This window comes from Pontibacillus yanchengensis, from assembly GCF_009856295.1.
In the GTDB taxonomy this organism is placed as follows: domain Bacteria; phylum Bacillota; class Bacilli; order Bacillales; family BH030062; genus Pontibacillus; species Pontibacillus yanchengensis_A.
The window spans coordinates 475293-500830 of record NZ_WMEU01000003.1 but is presented as its reverse complement, the minus strand read 5'-3'; the positions used below and the strand labels follow the sequence as shown (position 1 = coordinate 500830).

The 25538-nt window shown below is 38.6% G+C and carries 26 protein-coding genes and 3 pseudogenes; 11 read left to right on the top strand and 18 right to left on the bottom strand.

Annotated elements, in window-relative coordinates; translation table 11 throughout:
- Positions 1 to 335 precede the first annotated feature (335 nt).
- The 3 genes from GLW08_RS12280 (at position 336) to GLW08_RS12270 (ending at position 2934) form a co-directional block, all read left to right on the top strand.
- Complete coding sequence (locus GLW08_RS12280; RefSeq protein WP_160848932.1) at positions 336 to 1184, top strand: alpha/beta fold hydrolase; 849 nt, start codon at positions 336 to 338, stop codon at positions 1182 to 1184.
- Positions 1185 to 1388: 204 nt separating this feature from the next.
- Positions 1389 to 2159: an SDR family NAD(P)-dependent oxidoreductase gene (locus GLW08_RS12275; protein WP_160848931.1), complete on the top strand. Its 771-nt coding sequence runs from the start codon at positions 1389 to 1391 to the stop codon at positions 2157 to 2159.
- A gap of 31 nt (positions 2160 to 2190) precedes the next feature.
- On the top strand, positions 2191 to 2934 hold the full coding sequence (locus tag GLW08_RS12270; protein ID WP_160848930.1) for an SDR family NAD(P)-dependent oxidoreductase: 744 nt from the start codon (positions 2191 to 2193) through the stop codon (positions 2932 to 2934).
- Between the two features lie 57 nt (positions 2935 to 2991).
- Here GLW08_RS12270 and GLW08_RS12265 read toward each other — a convergent pair whose 3' ends face one another.
- The gene (locus tag GLW08_RS12265; RefSeq protein WP_160848929.1) at positions 2992 to 3747 is read right to left on the bottom strand and encodes an alpha/beta hydrolase; all 756 of its coding nucleotides are present in this window, start codon (positions 3745 to 3747) and stop codon (positions 2992 to 2994) included.
- Positions 3748 to 3931: 184 nt separating this feature from the next.
- On the opposite strand from GLW08_RS12265, the gene GLW08_RS12260 reads away from it, so the two are divergent.
- Positions 3932 to 4960 (top strand): zinc-binding alcohol dehydrogenase family protein, encoded by a 1029-nt coding sequence (locus GLW08_RS12260; RefSeq protein WP_160848928.1) that lies wholly within the window; start codon positions 3932 to 3934, stop codon positions 4958 to 4960.
- Positions 4961 to 5038: 78 nt separating this feature from the next.
- Here GLW08_RS12260 and GLW08_RS12255 read toward each other — a convergent pair whose 3' ends face one another.
- The 4 genes from GLW08_RS12255 to GLW08_RS12240 form a co-directional block, all read right to left on the bottom strand.
- Entirely contained in the window at positions 5039 to 5689 is a 651-nt protein-coding gene (locus GLW08_RS12255) for a hypothetical protein (RefSeq protein WP_160848927.1), read from the bottom strand.
- A gap of 83 nt (positions 5690 to 5772) precedes the next feature.
- The gene (locus GLW08_RS12250; RefSeq protein WP_160848926.1) at positions 5773 to 6414 is read right to left on the bottom strand and encodes a YpjP family protein; all 642 of its coding nucleotides are present in this window, start codon (positions 6412 to 6414) and stop codon (positions 5773 to 5775) included.
- 112 nt (positions 6415 to 6526) lie between these two features.
- On the bottom strand, positions 6527 to 7096 hold the full coding sequence (locus GLW08_RS12245; protein WP_160848925.1) for a histidine phosphatase family protein: 570 nt from the start codon (positions 7094 to 7096) through the stop codon (positions 6527 to 6529).
- A gap of 147 nt (positions 7097 to 7243) precedes the next feature.
- Positions 7244 to 8086: a LysR family transcriptional regulator gene (locus tag GLW08_RS12240; RefSeq protein ID WP_160848924.1), complete on the bottom strand. Its 843-nt coding sequence runs from the start codon at positions 8084 to 8086 to the stop codon at positions 7244 to 7246.
- A gap of 67 nt (positions 8087 to 8153) precedes the next feature.
- Here GLW08_RS12240 and GLW08_RS12235 point away from each other — a divergent pair, with 67 nt between their 5' ends.
- Positions 8154 to 8774, top strand: a complete 621-nt coding sequence (locus GLW08_RS12235; protein ID WP_160848923.1) for a YczE/YyaS/YitT family protein — start codon at positions 8154 to 8156, stop codon at positions 8772 to 8774.
- Positions 8775 to 9120: 346 nt separating this feature from the next.
- Here the strand turns inward: GLW08_RS12235 and GLW08_RS12230 are convergent, their stop codons facing one another.
- Complete coding sequence (locus GLW08_RS12230; RefSeq protein WP_160848922.1) at positions 9121 to 9498, bottom strand: FAS1-like dehydratase domain-containing protein; 378 nt, start codon at positions 9496 to 9498, stop codon at positions 9121 to 9123.
- A gap of 250 nt (positions 9499 to 9748) precedes the next feature.
- Here GLW08_RS12230 and GLW08_RS12225 point away from each other — a divergent pair, with 250 nt between their 5' ends.
- The 3 genes and pseudogenes from GLW08_RS12225 to GLW08_RS22430 form a co-directional block, all read left to right on the top strand.
- Positions 9749 to 11692: a BglG family transcription antiterminator gene (locus GLW08_RS12225; RefSeq protein ID WP_160848921.1), complete on the top strand. Its 1944-nt coding sequence runs from the start codon at positions 9749 to 9751 to the stop codon at positions 11690 to 11692.
- A gap of 135 nt (positions 11693 to 11827) precedes the next feature.
- Positions 11828 to 13220 (top strand): annotated as a pseudogene (locus GLW08_RS12220) (PTS fructose transporter subunit IIC); the annotation flags it as partial.
- 116 nt (positions 13221 to 13336) lie between these two features.
- A pseudogene (locus GLW08_RS22430) lies at positions 13337 to 13798 on the top strand (PTS sugar transporter subunit IIA); the annotation flags it as partial.
- 210 nt (positions 13799 to 14008) lie between these two features.
- Here GLW08_RS22430 and GLW08_RS12215 read toward each other — a convergent pair.
- From GLW08_RS12215 to GLW08_RS12205, 3 genes are read right to left on the bottom strand one after another with little or no spacing between them, the layout of a single operon-like run.
- Positions 14009 to 14203: a hypothetical protein gene (locus GLW08_RS12215; protein WP_160848919.1), complete on the bottom strand. Its 195-nt coding sequence runs from the start codon at positions 14201 to 14203 to the stop codon at positions 14009 to 14011.
- An 8-nt stretch (positions 14204 to 14211) separates the two neighbouring features.
- Positions 14212 to 14403, bottom strand: coding sequence for a hypothetical protein (locus tag GLW08_RS12210; RefSeq protein ID WP_160848918.1), 192 nt, complete (start codon positions 14401 to 14403; stop codon positions 14212 to 14214).
- 36 nt (positions 14404 to 14439) lie between these two features.
- Positions 14440 to 14862: a GNAT family N-acetyltransferase gene (locus GLW08_RS12205; protein WP_160848917.1), complete on the bottom strand. Its 423-nt coding sequence runs from the start codon at positions 14860 to 14862 to the stop codon at positions 14440 to 14442.
- A 115-nt stretch (positions 14863 to 14977) separates the two neighbouring features.
- On the opposite strand from GLW08_RS12205, the gene GLW08_RS12200 reads away from it, so the two are divergent.
- Entirely contained in the window at positions 14978 to 16231 is a 1254-nt protein-coding gene (locus GLW08_RS12200) for an MFS transporter (RefSeq protein WP_160848916.1), read from the top strand.
- A 57-nt stretch (positions 16232 to 16288) separates the two neighbouring features.
- Positions 16289 to 16654: a hypothetical protein gene (locus tag GLW08_RS12195; RefSeq protein WP_160848915.1), complete on the top strand. Its 366-nt coding sequence runs from the start codon at positions 16289 to 16291 to the stop codon at positions 16652 to 16654.
- A 131-nt stretch (positions 16655 to 16785) separates the two neighbouring features.
- Here GLW08_RS12195 and GLW08_RS12190 read toward each other — a convergent pair whose 3' ends face one another.
- The 6 genes and pseudogenes from GLW08_RS12190 to GLW08_RS12170 form a co-directional block, all read right to left on the bottom strand.
- Positions 16786 to 17586 carry a helix-turn-helix domain-containing protein gene (locus GLW08_RS12190; protein WP_160848914.1) on the bottom strand — a complete coding sequence of 267 codons (801 nt, stop codon included), beginning with the start codon at positions 17584 to 17586 and terminating at the stop codon, positions 16786 to 16788.
- Between the two features lie 1022 nt (positions 17587 to 18608).
- A pseudogene (locus GLW08_RS12185) lies at positions 18609 to 18791 on the bottom strand (DUF2716 domain-containing protein); the annotation flags it as partial.
- A 133-nt stretch (positions 18792 to 18924) separates the two neighbouring features.
- On the bottom strand, positions 18925 to 19059 hold the full coding sequence (locus GLW08_RS22155; RefSeq protein WP_272917084.1) for a hypothetical protein: 135 nt from the start codon (positions 19057 to 19059) through the stop codon (positions 18925 to 18927).
- 40 nt (positions 19060 to 19099) lie between these two features.
- Positions 19100 to 19603, bottom strand: a complete 504-nt coding sequence (locus GLW08_RS12180; RefSeq protein ID WP_160848912.1) for a hypothetical protein — start codon at positions 19601 to 19603, stop codon at positions 19100 to 19102.
- A 203-nt stretch (positions 19604 to 19806) separates the two neighbouring features.
- On the bottom strand, positions 19807 to 20283 hold the full coding sequence (locus tag GLW08_RS12175; protein ID WP_160848911.1) for a GNAT family N-acetyltransferase: 477 nt from the start codon (positions 20281 to 20283) through the stop codon (positions 19807 to 19809).
- Positions 20284 to 20416: 133 nt separating this feature from the next.
- The gene (locus tag GLW08_RS12170; protein WP_160848910.1) at positions 20417 to 20797 is read right to left on the bottom strand and encodes a DUF4440 domain-containing protein; all 381 of its coding nucleotides are present in this window, start codon (positions 20795 to 20797) and stop codon (positions 20417 to 20419) included.
- 378 nt (positions 20798 to 21175) lie between these two features.
- On the opposite strand from GLW08_RS12170, the gene GLW08_RS12165 reads away from it, so the two are divergent.
- Positions 21176 to 21358, top strand: coding sequence for a hypothetical protein (locus tag GLW08_RS12165; RefSeq protein WP_160848909.1), 183 nt, complete (start codon positions 21176 to 21178; stop codon positions 21356 to 21358).
- 259 nt (positions 21359 to 21617) lie between these two features.
- On the opposite strand, the gene GLW08_RS12160 is transcribed toward GLW08_RS12165, so the two are convergent.
- The 3 genes from GLW08_RS12160 to GLW08_RS12150 are packed head-to-tail and all read right to left on the bottom strand — an operon-like array spanning position 21618 to position 25107.
- On the bottom strand, positions 21618 to 22187 hold the full coding sequence (locus tag GLW08_RS12160; RefSeq protein WP_160848908.1) for a TetR/AcrR family transcriptional regulator: 570 nt from the start codon (positions 22185 to 22187) through the stop codon (positions 21618 to 21620).
- 7 nt (positions 22188 to 22194) lie between these two features.
- Positions 22195 to 23598 carry an efflux RND transporter permease subunit gene (locus GLW08_RS12155; RefSeq protein ID WP_160849021.1) on the bottom strand — a complete coding sequence of 468 codons (1404 nt, stop codon included), beginning with the start codon at positions 23596 to 23598 and terminating at the stop codon, positions 22195 to 22197.
- 3 nt (positions 23599 to 23601) lie between these two features.
- Entirely contained in the window at positions 23602 to 25107 is a 1506-nt protein-coding gene (locus GLW08_RS12150; protein WP_160848907.1) for an MMPL family transporter, read from the bottom strand.
- Positions 25108 to 25538: the final 431 nt, after the last annotated feature.

Below are 25538 nucleotides of genomic sequence, written 5' to 3'. Positions count from 1 at the left end.
AGCGCCCGGTTAGCGACGTACTAACTGGACAACAGTGATTTAGAGAAGGTTCGATTAAGATCGCTGCGTCACGCAGCAACATCGAATCCAACCTACGTCGTGTAGGCCGCCTATTCTGCGAAGAAAATGTTTATCGTTAACACGTGTCCCATGTAAAAATAATCCATGTCATTCGTACTGAAACCTTTGTCCCGACTCAATCGTCAGTATAGTAGAAATATAAAAATATTCTTAAAATGACGATTGCATACGGTGGGGGAATAGTGAACCTAAAAGCTTAGTTTCAGCGAATCCAAAATACCCGATAGGGACTACTTACAAAGGTGGAGATACGGATGTGGAAACAACAACTGGTTGAAACGAACAGAGGAACATTTGAAGTATTTGTAAAGGGAAGCGGCGAACCACTATGTATTACTCATTTATGTACGGAATTTAACAAAAATGGATATGACTTTGCTGAGCAATTTTCAAATCATTTTCAAGTATTCCTTGTAAATGTAAAAGAAGCAGGTAACTCATCGAAGGTTGAATCAGAAGAAGAATTAAGCATGGAAGAGACCGTTAAAGATTTAGAAGCGATACGAGAGCATCTAAATCTTACATCATGGGCATTTGCCGGTAATTCAACAGGTGGAATGCTAGGCCTAACCTATGCAGTACACTTTCCTAACTCGTTAACCAAGATGCTAGTTGGAGGAGCTGCAGCTTCCAATGACTATAAAGATCATCCAGATAGTATCTATTCTCAAAAAAACGAGCACTTCACGAAAATACAAGAAATCTTGGAAACCTTGAATGCTACAGGTAGTCAATTAGAAGAGAAAGCACAGGCAGAAAAGGAATGGACACTTTTATCCCTCTTCCGCCCTGACTTATACACGTACTATTACGCATCTTCATCAAATAATGCGCAAATTGTGCCAAAACGATTAAACTATTATATTTCTAAAGAGTTACCAACCTATTGCGTAAGACAATCCTTACATGATGTACAAGTACCAACCTACATTTATTGCGGGCAATTTGATACGCAATGCCCTGTTCAATACTCGCAAGAAATCTTTAACCGACTTCCTAACTCGGCTTTATACATTTTTCAAGAGAGCAACCATGTTCCTTATCTGGAAGAAAAACCTCGCTTCTATGATTTAGTGATAGATTTTGAAAAACTAGCATCGTAAAAATATATCCTTAACGAAAAGTAATGCTGTATCACTTTATAAGTGGTACAGCATTACTAATTTTTATGGTGAATACCCTTCACGCCAAGTCCTCACCCAAAGGTGATCACTAGCCCTCGTTGGAGATAGTTGATAGGTTTTATTGCTTTGCTATAAAGGAATACACCAAATGGGAAGAATTATCAGAAAAGGGAGTGTTTCACATTGGCACGTTTACAGGATAAAGTAGCAATTGTGACAGGTGGTAGTGGGGAAATCGGTAAAGAAGTAGCCCGAGCGTTTCTAAGAGAAAAAGCGAAAGTAGCTATTGTCGATATAAATCAAGAAGCTCTCCAAGAGGCTAAAGCAGAACTAGAAAATCCTGATGAACTAATAACGATTCAAGCTGACGTTTCTAAAGAAGCAGACGTACAAAACTATGTTCAAGAAACACTCGACCGGTTTGGCAAAGTTGATGTATTCTTTAACAATGCTGGCATTGAAGGCGAAGTAGCACCAATAACCGAACAAAGCGTTGAAAATTTTGAAAGCGTTCTATCCGTGAACGTATTGGGTGTGTTCCTAGGATTAAAACACGTCCTTCCAACCATGATGAAAAATCAATCAGGAAGTATCATCAACACCTCCTCCGTTGCAGGCTTGATGGGCAGCCCAGGCGTCTCTCCATATGTTACTTCTAAACATGGGGTTGTAGGTCTTACGAAAACAGCTGCACTTGAAGCAGCTAATGATCATATACGAGTGAACTCCATCCATCCTTCTCCAGTAGAAGGTCGAATGATGAGATCTCTAGAAGAAGGTATGAACCCAGGACACGGAGAAGAAGTTCATGAGCAACAAACTTCCGCTATCCCATTACAGCGTTACGGTGAAAGTACGGATATAGCAAATTTAGTTCTATTTCTAGCTTCCGATGAAAGTAAGTTTATCACAGGAAGCCAGTATCGCATTGATGGTGGAATGGGAGCGTCCTAAAAGATAACAAGAATGAAAGAGAGGAATTCTGATGACGTTAAAAAATAATGTAGCAATTGTAACTGGGGGCTCTAGTGGTATTGGGGAAGCAACCGTTCGTGAATTTTGTGACCATGGTGCAAAGGTAGTTATAGCGGACTTAAATGAACGAGGGCAAGAACTAGCCAATACGTTACAGGAGGAAGGATTTGAGACTCTTTTTGTGAAAACTGATGTTACAGCTGAAGAAGATGTCCAACAATTGATCCACCAAACGGTAGATACATTTGGTTCGGTTGATATTTTATTTGCGAATGCTGGTATTGGTGATGCTACCCCAGCACACGAACTATCCTATGAAAGCTGGAAGAATCTATTAGATGTGAACTTAAATGGAGTTTTCTTAACAAATAAGTATGCCATTGATCAGATGTTAGGCCAGGAAACAGGTGGAGCAATTGTTAATAACGCTTCTATATTAGGTCACGTCGGCCAACCTGCTGTAACTTCCTATGCTGCTGCGAAGGGTGGCGTTGTGAACTTAACCAGATCCTTAGGTGTAACCTATGCGAAGAATAACATCCGAGTGAACGCAGTATGCCCAGGTTATGTAGAAACAGCAATACTAGAAAACGCAGACGAAGAAACGGTTCAAAGTTTAGTCGGAGCTCATCCGATAGGTCGTCTTGGTAAACCGGAAGAAATAGCAAAAGCTGTTCGTTTCCTCGCCAGTGACGATGCTTCCTTCATGGTAGGAGCGAACATGCTAGTAGATGGTGGCTACACTGCTCAATAATACTCTGTTACAGAAAAAACCTCCAAGTGGAGGTTTTTTCCCCGATTAACACTAAAGTTACTTTAAATGATTTGTTGTCATCCAATCGGTAATAAAAGAAGTGGTTTGATTGATCTGAGTGCCTTCAGAAATCGTAGCTTTTTGATCACCTTCTTGAAAACCATAGCTTCCAAATTGACTATGATTCCCTCCACTTAGTTCATGATACGTAGCCGTTTTCGGAACGTATTGCTTTCCTTCTTCAAGTTTTTCTATATTCATGATTCCATCGTTTGACCCTATAATGGATAGGACAGGCATAGATGTTGAAGCAAGACTCCCCCCCTCATCCACATAAGAGGCTAGTAAAAATAGGCCCTCAATGTCATTTTGATGGTTGGAAGCAAATCGACCTGCCATTGCACCACCAAGCGAGTGTCCACCAATAATATAGGATTCATGATTTTGTTGTTCGATAACTTTTTCAGCCTTATTAATTCCTAATACTGCAAGGTCGAGTGGCATTTTGACAATATACGTAGGATATCCTTGTTTCGCTATACCCCGTGCTAGAGGGGCATAACTCTCAGGCTCAACAAGACCTCCAGGATAAAAAATAACACTAGTTCCTACCGAATCAGTCGGTTGAAATAAAATCCAATCTTCTTGGGAGGTAATAGATAGCTCGTCAGAAGGACTCATTGCTTCAATCGCACGATGGGATGCTTCATATGGCTGCAAATATACATATGCTGTAAACCCAAGACAAATGAGCAAAGCCAGCACTCCAATAACGACTCGCCTTACCCATTTCTTCTTTTTACGTTGAACCATCTCGCATCCCCTCCCTACTGTTATATTTATTATACATCTCGGAGATACTTAGGTCGACGATAAGTACGTTTATTTAAGAGGGAAATCCCCCCTATTGTTAAACCATAGAGATGTTTGTCCCCCCACGAGATGTGGAATTTTTGAAAGGACATGACTATAATTGAATGAAAAAAAGGATGATAACATGAGTAATGATATGAAAGCGGTCGGGTTGTATAAACACCTCCCTATTTCAGAGGAGGAAAGCTTGATTGATGTAACTGTACCTACACCTAAGGCTTCGGGACATGACATACTTGTTCGAGTAAAAGCCGTCTCTGTAAATCCTGTTGACACAAAAGTTCGTGCCAATGGAGAGGAGGAAGACGAACCAAAAATACTAGGTTATGATGCAGCGGGTATTGTGGAAGAAGTTGGAGATGATGTGTCGTTATTCCAAGTAGGAGATGAAGTGTATTATGCAGGTTCCATTGCGCGACCTGGATCTAATAGTGAATGTCATCTTGTTGATGAACGAATCGTAGCTCAAAAGCCTTCTACATTGACTTATCAGGAAGCTGCTGCTTTACCATTGACGACACTCACATCTTGGGAAGCCTTATTCGAACGTTTAAACATTCCATTTAACAAAACAGCTAACCAAGGTAAATCCATACTCATCATTGGGGCTGCTGGAGGTGTTGGTTCCATTGCTACACAACTAGCTCACTTGGCAGGTTTAACTGTCATTGGAACCGCCTCAAGGGAAGAAACAATTACATGGACAAAAAATCGAGGAGCAGATTATACGATCAATCATCATCACTCGTTTGGTCCACAACTAGAAGGGCTTGAAATGAAGGAAGTGGATTATATTTTCTGCTTAAATTCTACTGCCCACCACTGGGACGAGATGGTTAATGTTATCAAACCTCAGGGCAAGATTTGTAGTATTGTGGAAACAGATGAAAATTTAAATCTCTCAGCTTTGCAACACAAAAGCGCCACCTTCGTTTGGGAATTTATGTTTACCAGATCCCTTTTTCAAACAGAAGATATGATCGAACAACATACCATCCTATCTCATGTTGCCAAGCTAATAGATGAAGGAGACATCAAGACTACATTGACTCAAACCTTAACTGGGTTGAATGCCAGAAACCTTAGGCAGGCACATGCAACGCTAGAAAGTGGAAAAATGATTGGCAAACTTGTTGTGGAACAAGAAGAGTAAAGTAAATCCCCCAGAGATTAGCTGAATCTCTGGGGGATTATTTTTGAATGTAAGAGAACAACAATCTATTTTCTTTATTCATGAAATTGGTAGAATACTAGTAGACTTCACACCTCTTGAAATAACATATCCAGGATCGGAGAGAGCATATACCATTCCGAAGAGCGCATATGCGGGATGCATGAGAGCATATACCATATCGAAGAGCGCATATCCAGGATCAAAGAGAGCGTAAACCATTTCGAAGAGCGCATATCCAGGATCGGAGAGAGCATATACCACTCCGAAGAGCGCATATCCAGGATCGGAGAGAGCATATACCATTCCGAAGAGCGCATATCCAGGATCGGAGAGAGCATATACCATTCCGAAGAGCGCATATCCAGGATCGGAGAGAGCGTAAACCATTTTGAAGAGCGCATATGCAGGATCGAAGAGAGCATATACCACTCCGAAGAGCGCATATCCAGGATCGGAGAGAGCATATACCATTCCGAAGAGCGCATATCCAGGATCGGAGAGAGCATATACCATTCCGAAGAGCGCATATCCAGGATCGGAGAGAGCATATACCATTCTGAAGAGCGCATATGCGGGATGCATGAGAGCATATACCATATCGAAGAGCGCATATCCAGGATCGGAGAGAGCATATACCATTCCGAAGAGCGCATATGCAGGATCAAAGAGAGCATAACCTATCTCAGTGTGAGTAAAGTTAGTCTCCAAGATAATGAAGCTACTATTTATGATCAAAAACATAAAAAAACACGATTTATCTCTTAAAAGATAAATCGTGCTTATAGCTCTTTTTATGCCATCCATTTCGGTGGGGTATTTTTATCCCAGTAAATCTCTCCGATTGGATGATGTTGTTCGAAATTGTCTTGGCTTAAATGGTAATGAAAATTAAACCAGTGGCCCTCTCCAGGACGATTATCGCGTCTTACATGGAATTTAGCCACATCTTGTTTTGCTTTGTGGTCATAAAGATTGAAGATTTTCTCCCCATATCCTGGGCTTGCTAGTTCTGTTATTTCATAGTAAGGTACTTCTTCTTTACTAGCTTCTACCAATAATTCTTCCACCACTTGCTCAATACCTGGTAGGATTTGAGTTGTGAACTCGTCTTCTACTTTATCATAGATTTTCGGCCCTAATTTCGTAACGGTTTGTTCTTTTGCCTGTTCAGTGATCGCACTGATAAAGTAATCGCTTTCGTTATTTTCATCACTTGATTCATCACTTGATTCATCATGAAGCGTGATTTCGATATCATCTTCATGCTCGTCTTCTTCATTCGTTGTAAGCCGACCTTCATTTACGCCCTCATTTGAGGAGTCAACTTTGTGTTTCTCGGCCGCTTCTGTATCCAATAAATGGACAGGGTTATACATTCCGAGAGTTACAATTGTAATAAGAATGACGGAGACTTTTCTCATCCAAAGTTTCATACTAACAATCTCCCTTTTATGTATTCCCTTTAAATTTTACCACGTTTTTGATGGTTGTCTAGACAACATCCCAAATGTTAATGAAATTGTAATCTTTTTAACGTGAATGACGTTACTGTAAATGATTTGTACAGTTATATAGGTCCCCTTTCCAACCTTGCTCAGTAGCTTGCAAGATGGTTAGAGAATTATTTCGAAGTGCTTCCACCATTTGAAAATCAGGCTGCAACTCATGCAACAAATGCTTAATTAGAGCACCATGACTAACGATAAGCACATGCATGTCTTTATGCTGTTGGTGAATTTGTTTAAAAATAGAAAGTGCTCTAGAAACAACCACATCCGCACGTTCTATTCCAAGATCAAGCTCTCTCCAATTGGGTCCCCATTTTTCGATACGCTCTTCTTCTGTCGTTCCTTCAATCAAACCACCAATTGCTTCACGGAGTCTAGGGTCCTGTCTCACCTCTACACCAATTTTTTCTCCAATAATTTCAGCTGTTTGAGCAGCTCTTGCTAGATCGCTAGCATAGATGAAATCCCATCGTTCTTCTGCTAGTCTATCGGCAAGCTTACGAGCCCCAAGCTTCCCTTCTTCATCTAATGGAATATCTGAACTCCCCTGTGCTCTTCCCTCTTGATTCCATGCTGTACTACCATGGCGTACTAGTCCAATCTTCATCTACCAAACACCCTCTCCCCATGATTTGTGTAAAATCTACACCTTTCCTCTTCTATATATAAAACAGAAAACCTTTTATAACCTAAGGTTATAACACTATTCCTTTTGAGTATTACCTAACATCATTACATCCACGTTATGCTAGTACTAGAAGGATTCATTCGATAACTTATCAAAAAGAAAATCAAGCATAGAAGGAGTAATGGCATATAAATACATGTCTCGTTTTAGAGGGCGCCCTTTTATTGGTAAAAACGTAACACCACGATACTCGATTTGTTTCGCCATCATTTCTGGTAAATATGCTATACCAGTTCCAAGCGAAACAATACCAGCCATTGCCTGATAATGCGTTTCTAGAACGTCACTTTTAAATTGATTCTTAGCCATAATATGTTGGAGCTTTTCATGGAGAGAAGTCCCTTTCGGCGGTATGATTTGTTTTTGTGTGAAACACTCTTCCAATGTGACAGAAGACTGCGAAGCAATAGGAGAATTAGACGGTATAGCTGCCAAGAATTCATCTTCAAATAATAACGTAGAAGATAATCCTTTTACAGATGGTATATCTTGAACAATGGCAGCGTCGATTTCATTCGCTTTTAACAGAGGAATTAAATCCTGACTATCATCCTCTATGGCTGTTACTTGGAAGTTCGTGTATTCAAGTTTATGATAATGCTTATGTAAAAAATAGGAGCTAAGTAACGGGGTTGATCCAAATCGGATAGTATCATGGTTTTGATATTGATGTACGACATGGTCGAGTTGATTCAACAAGGGCTCAATATCACGATACAAGGATAATCCTTTCTCTGTTAGCTCCAAGCCTTTAGCAGAACGCGTAAACAAAGGAAATCCCATTTCTTCTTCCAACAACTTCATTTGTTTACTAAGAGCTGGTTGAGAAACATATAGTTTTTTGGATGCTTTCGTATAACTTCTCTGTTTGGCAATTTCGATAAAATAGTTCAGTTTATGTAAGTTCATATCCGAGTCTCCTTCGCCCTTACTATAACTACTGGTTATAGTAAAATCAACTTCTGGAGGTGTCACCATGCTACTAAAGAAAATGCTGATTTATTTAACTGGAATTACCATCACCTATTTCGGAACCGCCCTCGTTGTTAAGTCAGCTCTAGGTGCAGGATTCTGGTCAGCATTGTACGTTGGCCTTAGTGACTTTATTGGACTAACAGTAGGTTTTTGGTTCGCCTCTTTCCAGTTTCTCATTGTGCTCGTGAATGCCTATTTGAAGAAACAATCCATTGAATGGAGCGCTATTGTTCCGATTATCATTGAGAGTGTCCTCTTTACATTCTGGCTCGAATTTGTTCTTCAAAATCTAAGCCTGACAGACGCGTTTATGCTTACAAAAATTAGCGCCTTTCTATCAGGTATGATCTGTGCAAGCTTTGGAATCGCATTATATATCCAAACAGGCTTCACCCGCGCTCCTGTTGATGAACTATTCTTAGCCATTAGTCAACGATTCAAATTAAAAATTGGATTAGCACAATCCTTAATTGCATCAACAGTAACCCTCATTAGTTATCTCATTGGAGGACCTGTTGGCATCGGTACAGCTCTGACTATATTTATATTTGGACCTTGCATCCAATTCTGGTATAACCGACTTTCTACCGTCTCTGTCCGTTATTTTTCTGAAGCTAGATAAGCGCTCCCTCACATAGGAGCGCCTTTTTTATTAGGTAGCGGGCAATAAAAATAACTTACTAAGTATAGAAGCCACATCCAGCTTCAGCGCCCAGCGACTAGTATGCTTCCCTCGCCTCCGTACGATAAGTTAACATCGAATCACGCATGTTTTCGTGTTGCCTTTATCTCAAAAAGATCAAAGGGGAAGTTCTTGGTTGAAGAAGGTTCGATTAAAATCGCTGCATCGTGCAGCAACATCGAACTGACCTACATCCTATAGGCCCACCTCACGTAGCAACATCGAACCAACCCACGTCGTGTGGGCCGCAGCATATACGTCGCTAACCGGACGCCCCGAGCTTTTGTTAATGACGTATAATCCCATAACTTGTCCCTTTTAACACTTCTTTCCCCTTTTGATTCCGGTAAACAGATTGCACTTCGACGTTTTTGTATCCTTCCACTTCTTTCACCTTTGTAATGGTAACTTCACACGAAATCGTATCACTAGTAAAAACAGGACGAATATATTCCATCACCATTTCTCTAGCAATATAATGCATGTCCCCGCCTATTTTTGTGCCAATACTAGCTGTTAACAGACCATGGACCATTACTTCCCCTTCTTCGTTACGCTCCATATGATGCCTTCCCTTATCACCCGTAATTTCAGCGAACTGAAGCACCTCTTCCACAGTAAACGAACGCTCCCAAGTGAAAACATCACCTTGCTTGATTTCCATATGTAGATCCTCTCCTATTATAAAATGTCGAAACCTTTACTATACTTATTCTACGAGCTTCCTCCGTGGCCTTTTTTTGAAGGAGATTTCGTACAGAAGGGAAGACTACTCTTTCAAGCATGATATAGGAACGTTTCTTACCATTGATTATTGCCTTCCGGTAGACTTGCCCACAAATCCTCCCTACAATCTCCTTGTAAAATATGATATAAGTTGATAAGACCATGTTCCTACAAAAAGGAGTAACGATATGAACTCGATCCAAACGAAAATTTTGTTGTTTCTGCTTATGCACCCAAATCAATACATATTAGTGCAAGAGCTAGCAAATGAATTTGATTGTTCCGAAAAGACGATTCGCAATCATATGAAACAAATCGAAAACTATATACATACAGAGGCAGCTTCCATTATTCGAAAACCTGGTTACGGTGTTTTTTTACATATCGATAACGAGGAAGCATCCAGACTTTATAAAGAGTTATCTGAGAGTAACCCAATGCAAGAACTCGATGAAGAATCAAGAAAACTGCATATGGCTTACAAGTTATTAATGGAAGACAAAACGCTAACGATTAAAGGCCTTTCGTCGACTTTTTTCGTATCAAATAAGATTATCAAAAGGGAATTGGACTCGATTGCTTCTTGGCTTGAAGGCTTTCATTTAATCTTATCATCCAAGCAAAAAATTGGTCTTACGATAGAAGGTACGGAAAAAGACAAGAGAGCTGCTTTAGCTCGCTTACTAGCTTTCCAGAAAGATGAGGAAGAAACGAACAGCTTAATGATGGAGAAGCTCTTTTCCAGACAAGAAATCTCTATCATTCGAAATGCACTCGAGAAGTTTCAGAACAAACATCAGCTATTTTATGCAGATGAAACAGTCGAAGGACTAATCCTTCATATTTTATTTACGATTAAACGGATAAAGTTGAGTAAATCTATACACTTGAGTAAGGAAGAATTAACGAACCTTCAGAACAAAAAGGAATATCAATGGACGAAAGAGATGTTGGAAGAATTAGAGAAACCATTTGTCATCCACTTCCCTGAACATGAAATTGCCTATTTAACGCTCCATATTCTAAGTGGCCGATTACGATATGGAAGTACTGCTTCTGTGTCGCAAGAAGACGATACGCATCCATTACTCCATCATGTCATGGACACATTGATGATGAAGCTAAGCAGCATATTTAGCATTAATTTTCACACGGATAAAGATTTAAAAGCTGGCTTGGAGACTCACTTGCAAACAACTCTAAAGCGACTTGATTACGGTTTTGACGTACCTAACCCAATGCTTGATGACATTAAGAAAATGTATCCTTATTTGTTCGATCAACTGGTATTCGCTTTAGAAGACATACAGGAAACTCTTCCAGCTTCGATTCCTGAAGAGGAAATAGCCTTTCTTGTTCTTCATTTTCAAGCTTCGATAGAACGTTTATCTTCTCAAAAACAGCGTAAAAAGAACATTCTCATTGTCTGTCACATGGGAATGGGGATGTCTCAGCTATTGCGTACAAAAATAGAAAGGCAATTCCCTGCCGTTCATGTTATTAGCGCCATCTCTAAATCGGATGTAACCAGTTATCTCAAGCAAAATGAGGTAGATTGTATCGTTTCAACCACCTCGATTTCTGTGGAAAACACACCTTCTATAGTGGTATCCCCTCTACTAGAAGAAAAAGACACAGAGCGTTTACAACAATTTTTTCGCAGACCTAATGAATCAAGTAAAAAAAGGCGAGAAGGATCCATTTTGCTTCAATACACAAGTCCGTTCTTGCTATTTCTTCATCAAGAAGCCAATCATCGCTACAAAATCATTGAACAATTGGCTAGAACATTACAAGATAAAGGCTATGTCCAAAAAGAGTATATCGAAAGCTGCATTCAACGGGAGCGATCCGCGTCGACGAATATTGGTGGGCTTTTGGCTATCCCCCACGGAAGCCCTGAATACGTTAATCAATCATCGATTGCCATCGCAACGTTAAAAGAACCAATTGAATGGGGAACAGGCACGGTGAAAATGGTTTGTCTACTCGGAATCAGATACAACAACCAAGCAGAGGCTAAGCAGCTTTTTGAGGAGCTATCTTCATGGAGCGAATCTCCTGCCGTCATTGACTCCTTAACAAAAGAGCAAGACGTCATGTCATTTCTTTCTTCCTTAAAAAATATATAGGGAAATGTTGTAAATGACAGTTTTTCCACAGTCTCCGGTAATGAAAGCGCATTATTCATTCCCTTTTCGTTGCTATACTTACAATGTAAACGATAACAAAGACAAAACGAAAAATACACGAAGGGGGAAGAACTCATGAAATTGTTAGCCATTACCTCATGTCCAAATGGCATAGCTCACACGTACATGGCAGCAGAAAACCTCCAAAAAGCTGCCGAACAATTAAACGTAGAAATAAAAGTGGAAACTCAAGGGTCTATCGGCGTAGAAAATGAATTCACGAAACAAGATATACAAGAAGCAGATGGAATCATTATCGCAGCCGATAAAACCGTAAACAAAGAACGTTTTGTTGGAAAGAAAGTTATTGCCGTAGGTGTTCAGGAAGGAATTAATTCTCCTGAAAAGCTAATCAACCGTATGATTCAAGGAGAAGCTACCGTTCATCAGGGAAGCTCAGAAAGTGAAGCATCTTCAAACAACGAAGAAAAAGATACCCAAAACCCATTTTATCGCCACCTAATGAATGGTGTATCCTATATGATTCCATTCATTGTAATTGGTGGACTGTTAATTGCTATTTCCTTAACATTAGGAGGCGTTTCGGAAGCTGGAGGCATTAAAATACCAGAGGATTCTTTTTGGAAAACCATTGAAAGCATAGGTGGAGCATCCTTTTCCTTCATGGTACCAATCCTTGCCGGTTTTATTGCTTATAGTATTGCCGACCGTCCTGGACTAGCTCCTGGTATGGTTGGAGGTTACATTGCCACACATGGTAGCCTTTATGGAAGTGAAGCAGGAGCAGGATTTCTTGGCGGTATCGTAGCCGGTTTTCTAGCAGGTTATGTAGCACTTTGGATTAAAAAGATTAAGGTACCTCAAGTTGTACAGCCAATCATGCCAATCATTGTGATCCCAGTATTGGCGTCGCTCGCAGTTGGCCTTATTTTTGTGACACTCATTGGAGCACCAATCGCACAGGTTTTCGTTAGCCTTACAAGCTGGCTAGAAGGCATGCAAGGAACAAGTTCTGTATTGCTCGCTCTTATCCTTGGTGGAATGATTGCCTTTGATATGGGTGGACCAGTCAACAAGGTAGCATTCCTATTCGGCTCAGCGATGATTGGCGAGGGTAACTATGAAATCATGGGCCCAATCGCAGCAGCTATCGCCATCCCACCTATCGGAATGGGATTAGCCACATTCATCAATAAGAAAAAGTTCGCATCCACTGAAATTGAAACAGGAAAAGCCTCCTTCACAATGGGTCTCTTCGGGATTACAGAAGGCGCCATACCATTTGCCGCACAAGATCCATTCCGTGTCATTCCAAGTAACATGGCCGGAGCTATGGTAGGTGCCGTCATAGCCATGCTTGGAGGGGTTGGAGACCGCGTTGCTCACGGAGGACCAATCGTTGGAGTGCTTGGCGCAGTAGATAACGTCTTCATGTTCTTCGTCGCTATTGCCGTAGGTTCCCTAGTTACAGCCTTTACTGCGAACCTCTTGAAAAAAGATGTTACAGAAAGAGAAGCTACTACTACCAGCGGAGAAGAGCAAACGTCAACACCAGTGGAAGATAACACAAAAGAGCAGGAATCTGAGAAAGCAACTCCTTCGAATAAGGAACAGGAAACAGAAGAAGTAACGAAGCTAGTTGATATTACTAGTAAAAATTTAATTGAAACAGAATTGCAAGGAACAAACCAAGATGAAGTCATCGATGAAATGATTGAACGGTTAAATGAAGAAGGTGTTGTGCAATCAAAAGCTGATGTAAAAGAAGCTATCCTGGCTCGTGAAGCAGAGAGCACAACAGGAATCGGCATGAATATCGCCATCCCACACGCTAAATCGAATGCTGTCACGAAACCAAGGGTTGTTTTCGGCATTAAGCAAGACGGAGTAGATTGGAATAGCTTTGACGACACACCAGCTAAGCTCATCTTTATGATCACCGTTCCAAAAGACAGCCAAGGTGACCAGCACCTAAAAATCTTACAGATGCTATCCCGCAAACTGATGGACGATGACTATCGTGAGAAATTATTAAACGCTAAAAATAAAGAGGAAGCTTATCAGTTATTAGAAAGTGTACAATAGGGAGTAATGTAAGATACAACATCTAAAGAAGCATAGACAGATTTGCTTCATCTACTACAAAAAGCCGAAACGCTAGAATGCTAGTGTTTCGGTTTTTTAATACACTGTATTCATAGTTTTAATGTGTTCTCCTCATCCTATGTCAATAATACAATTTCACTATGTAAAAAGGTATTCGCCTTCTCTAAACAAATAGGAATGCAAACCACCTTATTCATCCTTTAACAAATCAATAAGATACCGAACTTGGGTTATTAACGTTGTTAGAAGTAAAATGATTACAGTACCTAAAGAGAGTATTGTAGCTTGCAGATATCCACCTCCACTAAAAAATCCATTACCAAACATAAAAATAAAGAAACTCATCACTAGCGTGCCAATAAACGTTTTAACATATTTCCCCACAAATTTCCCTACCTTTTACTGTCTACTTCTTTTGCTCTCACAAATCTGACAAACCAATAAAGGAAGATCCAAGGCAGCACAAATTTTGTTGCCCATTGAATCATAATAGGAAGTAGCACACTGATATTCACACCTATTACTTCAAGTATGATAGAAATTACAATCAAAATAAAAATACCTATAGTAATCTTCTTAACCATTATTGCCTTCCTCCTACTATGTGATAACGAGGTTGACTATACTAATCTCTTCACCAAATAATACTGACTATGTTCCCTTGTTGGAAACTCATCTATTGAACCAACAACTTCATACCCATATTTTTGATAGAAGTCCGGTGCCTGGAAGCTAAATGAATCTAATTGAATTAGAGAGCATTGGTTTTCTTTTGCCACTGTCTCTATATGATGTAATAACTGCTTACCGTATCCCTCTCCCCTAAGTGATTGATCTACCCATAAATTATGAATATGTAAGTGATACCAAAAGATCTTTCCAGTGATTCCGCCTAGAATTTCTTCCTTTTCATCTCTAACGATAAAGCTAATATGCTTTACTGGATGTTTCACTTCCTCAGGTAGATTAGCTAGATTATGCTCAATCACCTTTTGCCTAATGTAATCACTATCTTTTTCGTTCCACTGTTGAGTTATTTTCATATTATCCTCCGTTCATAAACAGGATTACTTGCCTACAAGGAACCCTTGCTTACGTTTATATTGATATTTGTATATTATAATTTACAATAAACGTTAAGGAAGGAGAAGGAAAACGATGACATTTTCAGAGTTTAAGCAATTTCATGTGAATATTAAAATCCGGATGATCGCTTCGTTTGTTACGGATGTAGCCGAAATGAGTATTTTCCCTTTTATGGCTATTTATTTTTCCAACAAGTTAGGAGTGACATGGGCGGGCGGAATTTTAACGTTTATCACTATCGTATCTATTATCTTTAGTATGTACGGAGGTTTTTGGGCAGATCAGTTTGGCAGGAAAAAAGTGATGGTCGCAGGTTACATATTTCAGACCGCGTCCTTTTTTATCATAGCCTTTGCTAATTCACCATGGCTTGAATCGGTATGGCTTACATTTATCATGTTCTTCCTGTTAAGTATCTCAAGCCGATTTATAGATCCCGCTTCAGAAGCCCTCTTAATTGATGTTAGTTCAGAAGAAGAACAGCCCACGATGTATCAATTCATCTATTGGTCTACCAACGTGGCCTTCGCGATTGGTATCGTTCTTGGAGGTTTATTCTTTAACACGTATACATTTGAGCTATTTTTAGGCTTTGCCATTTTATCTATATTCACGCTTACATTAACGCTAGGATGGATTCAAGATCACTATGTACCCAACAACATTAGAGATGAAAAGAAAAAAGGAGTTCTTTCAGGCCTACTCTCCAACTATACAAATGTACTAAAAGATTCCCGTTTCATGGTTCTGTGTCTAGCAACATTACTCGTCCTTTCATTGGAATTTCAGCTATATGGCTTTATAGCCGTTCGATTAAATGAAGAGATCCATACGTCTCTATTAGGCTTTACCATTGATGGAGCCAGAATGTTAAGCATTCTTATCATCATTAACACAACGATTGTCATTTTCGCCTCTTCTATTATTGGAAAAACGGCACGTAAACTCAACTTAAAAACAGCTTTATTTATGGGCTTGCTCATGTACGTAGTAGGTTATAGTTTTTTAGCCTGGAACAACATCATGGTAGTGTTAGTGCTTGCGATGGCCATTGCCACAGTAGGAGAACTACTTTTCCAACCTATTCGTTCTACTTATGTGGCCCAGTTAGCTACGAAAGAGGCACGAGGTTCCTACAAAGCAGTCAGCGGTTTATCCATGGACGCTGGGCAAGTTTTAGGAAGTATAGGGCTCATGGTCAGTGCCTTACTATCGAACGGTATGATGACTGGGTTGTTTCTATTGATAGGTGCATTTGGAATGCTTGGATTCTATTGGTCTATTCAAGATACCAGATTAAAAGCCAGCGAAGAAGTTGCTTCATAAAAAGTGAATTGTTTCTCAACCCAAACATAGATTGCTAGTGAAAGCGTGGTGGTTCTCATGACACTGTCAAAGGTCATTACGGAAATCAATGGTGGAGGTTTAGCGTATTGCATTCTATATCTTATTTTGTTGATTATTTCCTCCATTTTGATTCTAATTCTATATCGCCAACAAAGGGGAAGGTATATATGGTTAGGGTTAATTATGCATGCCGCTATGTCCCTCTTTGTATCTGATACCATCATAAAATTCACATTCTTTCCTGATGGCCATTATATTAACTATGGTCTAGGAGGGGCGGCAATTAGATTTAATGCAAGTATGGTTTGTTCCATTTGCATAAGTTTTTTGCTCACTGTTGTTGTGTACTTTGAGGTAGTTGTTAAAAAACTAATACATGCAGATTATTCTTCCAGTTATTAATGTTACCGTCTTCATAAATGGTATAGTAACAAGACCGTGAAATATAAGATTTTGTATGAAACTTTACTTCTTTTGCGGTCCTTTATTTACAGTTTATTCAAGATTCGTGCCTGAAACTTGGTGACTTGATTTTAATACGTATTACAGGCACTACTCCTTCCACAACTATCTCTCTCTTCCTCCATTTCCCACAAACACTCTCGGTATAGATCATCTAATTTCTGTTTTACGATTCGACAGAAATAGCCAACAGGGTTATGTATTTCCTTTACCTTCATGGCAGAGAACATCGCTTTTAATGAATGAATACCTACCTCATGAAGTGTTTCTTCAGCATAGAGGCTTTCTAATGACTTAACTTGCGCTTTATAGGAACGATACAAGCGGTAGAAAAACTCCTTTTCTGGAATAAAGCAATACACCAACTGTTTAAATTCTCGATAGGAGTTCTTAAGATGGGAACCTTCCACCTGTAACGATTCTTTAGATTCTTTTTTATTTATGTTTTTAAAAGATAATGGTTCATCTTGCATTTCTGGTACTGAATCCGTTGATACTTCTGCGTTTTCAGCTTCCTTTCTGTGTGTCACATTCCGTGTGACAGAAGGGTTAATAATGTATAAATTTGCCCCATTTCCTCCACGTTGAAGGCGCATATTTTCAAGGCGTGTAATAATGGAAAGATCGACTAGCTTATTCAATACTCGAATCACCGTTCTTCTGCTTTTCCCAATTAAAGAGGCAATCGTATCATTTTTTAGATACGCCACCCCTGGATACTTACACGCATATCGGGACAGAAGATGAATCATCTCGATCTCCGTATCTGATAATTGATTCCCATGCTCCGCAACCTGAGACTTGATGGCTTTATTCATTTCTACCTTGGTTTCAAATGGTTGATGTTTGATTGCTAAACTTACATAATTCATTTCTCTCGACTCCTATACTATAACGAATTAGTTTCCTTCGCTTTAGTAATCGCAAGGGGTCGATGGGTTGGTGTCTATCATTTATAAATTTCATTGAATCACTTAGACGTGTTTCTCTCATCACCAAAAAATTTCTTTTTTGCAACTATGAGTTTAAGAATTCCCTCTTCCCTTTTGTATATAGTATTTAATTCAAGTATGAAAAAGGAGCTTAAAGTATAGTAAATAATTAAGACGTATATTCGTATGGTTGTGTAACACTTATTCTTATTAAATGATAAAGATTGTTAAGACTAGAATCAGTAAACTCCCGATAAAAGAGAGTATAATTTTTCTTTCATTAGCAATACTGTTTTTTTAACTCTATGAATTAAACTCAAAACAATAAGATTAAATATAAAAAGGAAATAATAAACAATCAGATAGATTCCCCAACGAACATTTTGTAAGACTTCACTTAAGGGACTCACAAAAAAAGCACTAATATATATTATTAGAGATATAACCAATATAAAAACCAACAAAATATGCATCTTATCCCATGCTGGATGACTTAGAAATGTAGTACTCTTCCTTGATTGAAGAAATAAAAATAAATTAAACCCTCCCAGTACTAACACTAGAAAGAGTATAGTCATAAACATAGGGCCCACAGTATCAACAGGTGATCCTCCTATTGGAACCGATATACTTTGATTAAATGTTTCGGCTAGAAAGGGTAGAATTCCTAATAGTATTAATATGATAATTTGCAAATAAGTCCAACGAGAAAAAAACATCGTTCTCACTCAATCCTTTTTTATTTTCATTTAATATACATACGTATTTCTCATAAGAAAGTTTCAGATGGAATTATCATCGTACTCATTTTCTTACTCACAAGAAATCCTTATTTATGATTCGACCCGAATCATGAAGATATGAATTCGAGATAATCACTAATTAGTTGTTCAACTAAAGCATCCGATAGTTGAATATCATTAATGTTGCCAATCAAGTGCTAGTATATATTCATCTTTTCAAGTATTATTTTGAAAAATAAGTAAAGCTTTTTCTTCAAGTTCCTCATATGTATCCAAATCTTCAGACTGAACGAAGTAATATGAAATATCGTATGTAATATAAGGAGATGGTACTTTGAAGGATGGAAACTCTGAAATACAGAGTAAAACCCAATTTTTCATTTCAAGACCACCTAACTTCATTTAACATAAGCACCAATTATCTTAATAACTAATTATCATACTCCTATATATAACTCTTATCATTTTAATCAGAAAACAGGATTAATCTTGATTAAGCCATACTTCTTTAATTTTTCCCATCGAGTTTAACTTTTTAAAGCCAGTCTTCAACATCTTCTCCCATGATTTCACTTACTAAATTATAGTACCTCCAAAACATAAATTGACCTGTTCCATACCCTATATAGTAATTATCGTCTTTATAAATAAAACGAATTTCTCTGCCCAAATATACATCTTCAAGAAATTCATTATAGCTAAATAATCACCTAAATATCGCTAATGATTTGAGGATCATAATCTAATTTCATTTGAATGGTTTCTTGATGTTGTTGTCCATCAGTTGTTGTCCAATAGACAACCATAAAAGTTTTTCTTTCAATATCTTTGATACCAAGATTTTTATCAGGATAAAATCCCCCTCCACCTGCTTTTATAGGACCATCCTTAAACATTTCAGCATCAAAAGAAGACGTTGCTGACGGTCTTTCTCCATTTTCAAAAAAATCATAGACCTCTACTTTAACTCTCCCAGTTAATTCATTTGCTTCACCTAAAAATGCAACATTGTGACTTCCAGCCGTACCGTGTTCTCCCACACCTAACCAAGCAAGTTGATAATTTGTTATCTTCCATTTCTCGCCTTGACCACTCATTTTTAATAAATACTGAGTGTTATTTATGTTAGTAGGAAAATACAGCTTAACAACAGCAAAAGTAAGGAGGTTGGTAATAACTATTATTCCAATAGCCCATGTAAGCTTTAATTTCATGCTATTCCCCTCTTTCCGATAAAATTATTTTCAAGCAACTTCATCTCACAAACATGCCCTTTAAGATTATTTCTTTACAATCTAAATCAAATTTTAGCATATATATCCAGTAAATAACTCATCTCGTTATAACGAGAAAGACAAATAAAAAAGGGCTTTCCTTATTCCAAGAAAGTCCCCGATAGTTTAATAAGGTGATGTGATTATTCCTTACAAATCTTTTTATAAAAGATGAGGGTTGCGTTATCGTTTAACTTTTTGCTAGCTCCAGTTCTTTTATATCCCATTTTTTCATATAAATAGCAGTTTCTCTCTTCCTCCAAGATTGTTGCTAACTCCCAAGTGGTAGCTTGAGGGAACTGATCTTCAATTAACGTTATAGCCTTCTGTGCGACGCCTTTCCCTTGATAGGAAGGCAAAATAAACATTGGGCTTATCCAAAGTTTTACTTCTTCTTTTCGCAGTATGCAGATCGCACCTACAATTTCGTTATCAGCTAATATCTTGTAAAAACCACCGTTAGGATTATTTATCCTTTTCATTAATCTCTCAACAGATTCATTGGCGGGGCTAGTTTCATAATCTTTATACTTATCCAAAAGTGGCATAAAGGCTTTAACCTGAATATCAAAAATACATTGTGCATCTTTATCAGTTGCTATTTCTAGCTTTATCTCCATAATCACACCCTCTAAATAGTTTTAAGTCACACTAAAAAACGCATGACCTCCTTCTTTAAGATTACTTCTTCATTATGAAAGAAGCGACCGCTCTTATTCAGCAATCACACCCGTTAAGACAATAATCCTTTATTTAATTGGTGCTTTTAAGCACATCGCTTAATTGTAATGGAGATATTGTACCTTGGTGAAAAGATAATTGCCATCTACCATCTATAAGTTTCCATATGGAACTGCGAAGTGTATTCCGATCTCTAGTTTTATCAACTACAAAATAAGTGGATAAAACTACGTCTGATGATAACGGATAAATCTCGTGATTATGTAGGGACATTTCAGTCAGCACAACGCCAGATTCAATACATTCCTTTTTATCAAACATATAACCAGAACTACCTATTTCAAAGAAATCATCTGCAAGTATTTTATCTAGCTCTTCACGGCTTCTACGAACGTCAAGTCCTGTGTGTCTTACTTCCAATTCTTTTATATGTTCCTTTAAGTTTACATCCATAACTCTAACCCCCTATTTTGTTCTTTAATTTCGGTAGGCATCTTCAAATAACCTGCACGTTAGCTTAAGAAGATTTCTTCACAATCCAATTAAAATTTCACCATAATTAACCAATTAATAACCTATAATTATATAATCAAGACAAAAATAAAGCGCTAACCTTTTTTCAGGTTTGCGCCTTATTAAGGAAGACTTGAAGTTGAGATAATTTTAATAATAAATCTCTTAAAATCAATTGTCAGAATTTCATTACTACATAATTGTGTAACATAGAAAAGAATTTTTAAAAAAATTGTAATCCAATAATTTCTATATATCCTATATAATTAGTAAAAAATCGAATTCTGCAAATTCTTTAAGAGTTAGGAGTTGACCCCAATGTACGTAATTTCAAGAAAAGTAAGGGGAACTGAAGAAACCCTAAAAGACTCAAATAGCAATTCGAATAAAATCTTCCATAACTTCTCTAGCGCAGAAATCTTTGCTGAAAAACTTAACCTACATACCCATTCAGATAAAAAATGGTGTGTAAAGAAAGTTAGAAATAAAATTGAACAGTAGTTTAAAATAACAACATATCATGTGACTGATATATATTTAAAGCACCTTTATTCGGAAGACTTGATTTCAAGATAATTATGAATTTGCTCTTTTTCTCTAGCGTCCAAATTGGGAAAACTCAATATCGAGGTGAACTGGTAGAGAAAGTACTATTTTCCTATTGGCCCTTTTAAGGGGGATAGCACCAGCGAAGGTGTCATCACCCTAATTGCGACCTTTAGCTTGCTTCTTTCTTTACCTCCGTTCCTTTAGTTAACAATTAACTGGCTATAAAAGCGTTCAAAGAATTCACATATCTATTTAACAGTTCCTCTTTATTTTTTGCCGGGAGCTTATAATAAGGCACTTCCGATGGGAAAGTAAGGTTGCTGAGGAGAATGCCTCCTATTTGGTTGGCAAGGAGATTAGTATCCGTTTTATCTTCAAGTCTTGCGAAGTGTATATCCAACCCTTTTTTAAGTCCGTTATAAATAATAACCGGAAAATTAATATCTTCAACTAAATGGCCCATAAAACTCTCGGCTAGCAGTGTTTTGGCAAGCTTTCGATTTTTTGAGAGTGCCGTAAGCCGATCATCAAGTATGCGCGTTAAAAAATCCTCTGTCTTGGGTTCCTCTGCGAACTTCATTACTTTTGTATGGAATTCATTCTCGAGCGCTTTTTTCACCACGGTCTCAAACAGGTTCTGTTTCGTGGAAAATTTGCGGTAGAGCGTCACCTCAGCCACATCTGCTTCCTTGGCGATTTCCTGAGTTGTAGTCTGGAGAAACCCTTTTTTGATAAATACTTTGATTGCCGCATTCAAAATCTGGTCTGTTTTATCTCTCATATCTGTTTCACCCCATTACAGTATCCGATCCGCTTTCCTCGCCGCCCTTTAATTGCACAAATCGGTCAAGAAGTATCAAGATTGCAGGCAGGACGATAATCGTGCTGATAAGAGCGAAGGAAATGTTTACTAATGTCATCATACCAAAATTGCTCAAGATTACGAAATCAGAAACAAGCAATGCACTGAAACCACCTATTGTTGTAAAGGCTGAAGCAAAAATTGCCTTGCCGATCTTTTGGTTGGCTATCATGATTGCTTCCTGCCTCTCTGAGCCTTTTCGACGTTCCTCATAAAATCGTTCCATAATTAAGATAGTGAATTCCGTGCCTATGCCGATAATAAGAGCACCAAGAGTTGCTGTGAGCGGTGTATAGTTGATGCCAAACAAGTACATTATTCCCCCTGACCAGCCGACGATGAACAAAATCGGCAGTAAAGGAATAAATGCCTTAACCGGGTGCCGGTAAATCAACAGCAACACCATGAACACAAGGCCCATCCCCAGCAGCGTCATTTTGTATCGGCCTGTTGTCAGTGCAGTAACCATTTCCACGTCCAGAACCGATTTGCCGGTTACTATCGCATCGATATCCTCCGGCCTGTCTTGTGAAATATATGCTTTCATTTCCGTAATGAAATTCTGCAATTCTTCTGCCTCAAGATGCTCGATGCCGACATTCAAGATAGCACTGTCTCTATCTTTATTCACAAAAAGCTTCAACTGTTCTTCAGGCATATCGGAAAGAATGTCGGCTGTTTCTTCCTGATCTGGCATTTCACCTTCGTTTGCTTGCTTTAACAGAGCTGACAGTGAATTTGTATCTACAACAACAGAAGGGAAATCTTGTGGAAGAGAAGCAGTCAGTTCCTCCGTCCATCCCAGTGTCTCCTCATCAAGTACATTGTCAGTACTGTACATGATGGAAACCTGGTCGGTGGTGCCCAGGATATCACGAAGCCTGTGAATATCCTCCAGTTCCTGAGTATCCTGAGGCATAAAGGTTTCCACATCTGTTTCCACTCCTGTATTCAGATCTCCCCAAATGCCGGCAGTTGCTGTGACAATGGCTGTAAAAATGATCAGCCATTTAAGTTTTATGATCAAATTGGTGAGTATGCCAAATAGCTTCTCCACTTTTGAATGTTCACATTTTGCCTTACCATTCTTTTTTATTGATTTTATAAAAAAATGATCACGGGTAAATAGAATTGGAATCAGGATAAACAATCCGACGATGAAGCTGACCACCATGCCAATGGTCAACATCTTTCCGAAATCTTGTATCATTGGGACCGGTGACGTATACAAAGCTAAAAAACCCACTGCTGTAGCCAAAAGAGCTGTAAGTATGGCGGGTGCCATCATGGTTACGGTCTTTTTGGTACTTCTAGTGCTTCTGTTTTCCATCAATTATTGTTCCTCCCCTGTCATTTCCTCTGTAAATCTGCTCTGGAATTGAATAGCATAATCAATCCCGAGACCAATTAAAATTGGAAACACCGCCATTGAAACCATCGTAATCGGCACATTGAGCCATCCCATCAATCCTATCGTTCCAATTACTGCAATCATGATTATCACAAGCGGCAGTATGCGCCATTTTACCCGGAACACAATTCCGAGAACGAGAATCATAAACAAGATAGAAAGACCCATCATTTTTTGCATGCTTTTTTTCATCTCTCTACGGATTGAATCATCCAAGACCGGCTTGCCTGACACCATTGTGCTTATTCCTTCCATCGGATTCTCTTCCATGTAGTCCTTGACGAAGGCAACAAGTTCACTTTTATCGGCATCCGTTGCGTTACCAGTAAACTTGACCATGAATGTCATGTATTGACCGTCAATAATTATATCGTCAAACATACTACGAAGCGATCCGTTATCTTCATAAATCATTTGGTCGAGTGTCTCCTGTTTTTTCGGGATGCCAGGCGACATACTGTCAGAGTAGGTGATCATTTCACTGAGATTTTCACTCATGGAAACTAGGCTTTCTCCCATCTCTGCAAGCCCGTCTGCGAGTTCTTCCAGATCCTTTTGTTGCTGTGCCTGCTGTTCGCTCATTTTATTCAGCTGGCTATGTTGTCCTCTTAGTCCTTTTTCCAATCCCTGCAGGCCATTGATGGTATTTCTGGATACATTGGGAAGCTGGGCGCTTTGTTCGGAGGCGCTAATCATCTGATCAGCCATTTTATCTAGTTTCAGACCAACCTGTTTTAATTCTGATGCCTGTTTCTGCTGTGCCTGTCTTCCTGCAGCGGACTTATCAATTTTTTCCGTGTATTGCTGCAGTTTTATTGCAACATCCTTGAGTTGACTGCCCATCCTGGAATAACTGTTTATTAATTCACCTGTACCCTGCTCAAGTTTTTTCTGTCCTTCGACCATTTTACCGATGCTCTTTTCCATTTCGGAAAATTTCGACCCAAAATCCGGTAAGCTTAACTGGCTTGAAGCATCTTCTTCGATATTTGTACTGATTTCTTCAAGTTTTTCTCCCATTTCTGCGAGCCCATCAGCCATTTCCGTCAGGCCTTCTTCATATTTCTCCGCTTTTTTTTCGGATATATTTTGAACAACTGTATGGGGGCCGACGATTGAATAGATGCCATCTTGTGATCTTAACTGGCTTTCGAGGTCTTTCATATGCTTCAGCGTGTTAGGATTCAGCAAATCGGATTCATTTTCAACTTCATAAATCACAATTACCGATTCACCGCCAAACTCCTGTTCCAATTTAAGGTTATTCTGATAGACCTTTGTGTCTTCCTCAATAAGTGTGTTGTTCCCTGTTGCCATTTCCACCTGCTGTGCTCCGACGGCAAATAATAAAGTAGCGACTATTGTAAGCGTTATAACTTTAATTGGATTCTTTACGATCCTGTTTGCAATAATTTTCAGTACCCTCATTTGTCATCCCCCTTGTTTGTTACCAGTAACTTACACACCTTACATGAATGTTAGTAGTAACTTACATAAAATATATGAATGTTAGTGATAACTTACATAAAATATATTCTTTTTCTTTTCTTTTGTCAAACTTAATTCATTATTTTAGTTGATAAGGATAGACCTCTAAAAAATAAAAATGACTTTATTAAAAAAACTATTATATAACTTGCTATACAGAATGGCTTCCTCAAGATGAAATTTTCACTTATCTCGAATCCAAGCCTTCAACATAATGGCCCTATTCCTGAAGACTTGAAATCAAGATACCTGTAAGACGTATTGAATGAAAAATAGTGTTTTATTTTATCAAGCAATAATTGTTTCATCTTATTCAGCGTTCACAATTAAACTTTTACCTTCTTAAATATTCGTAAAAGCAGAGGAGTTAA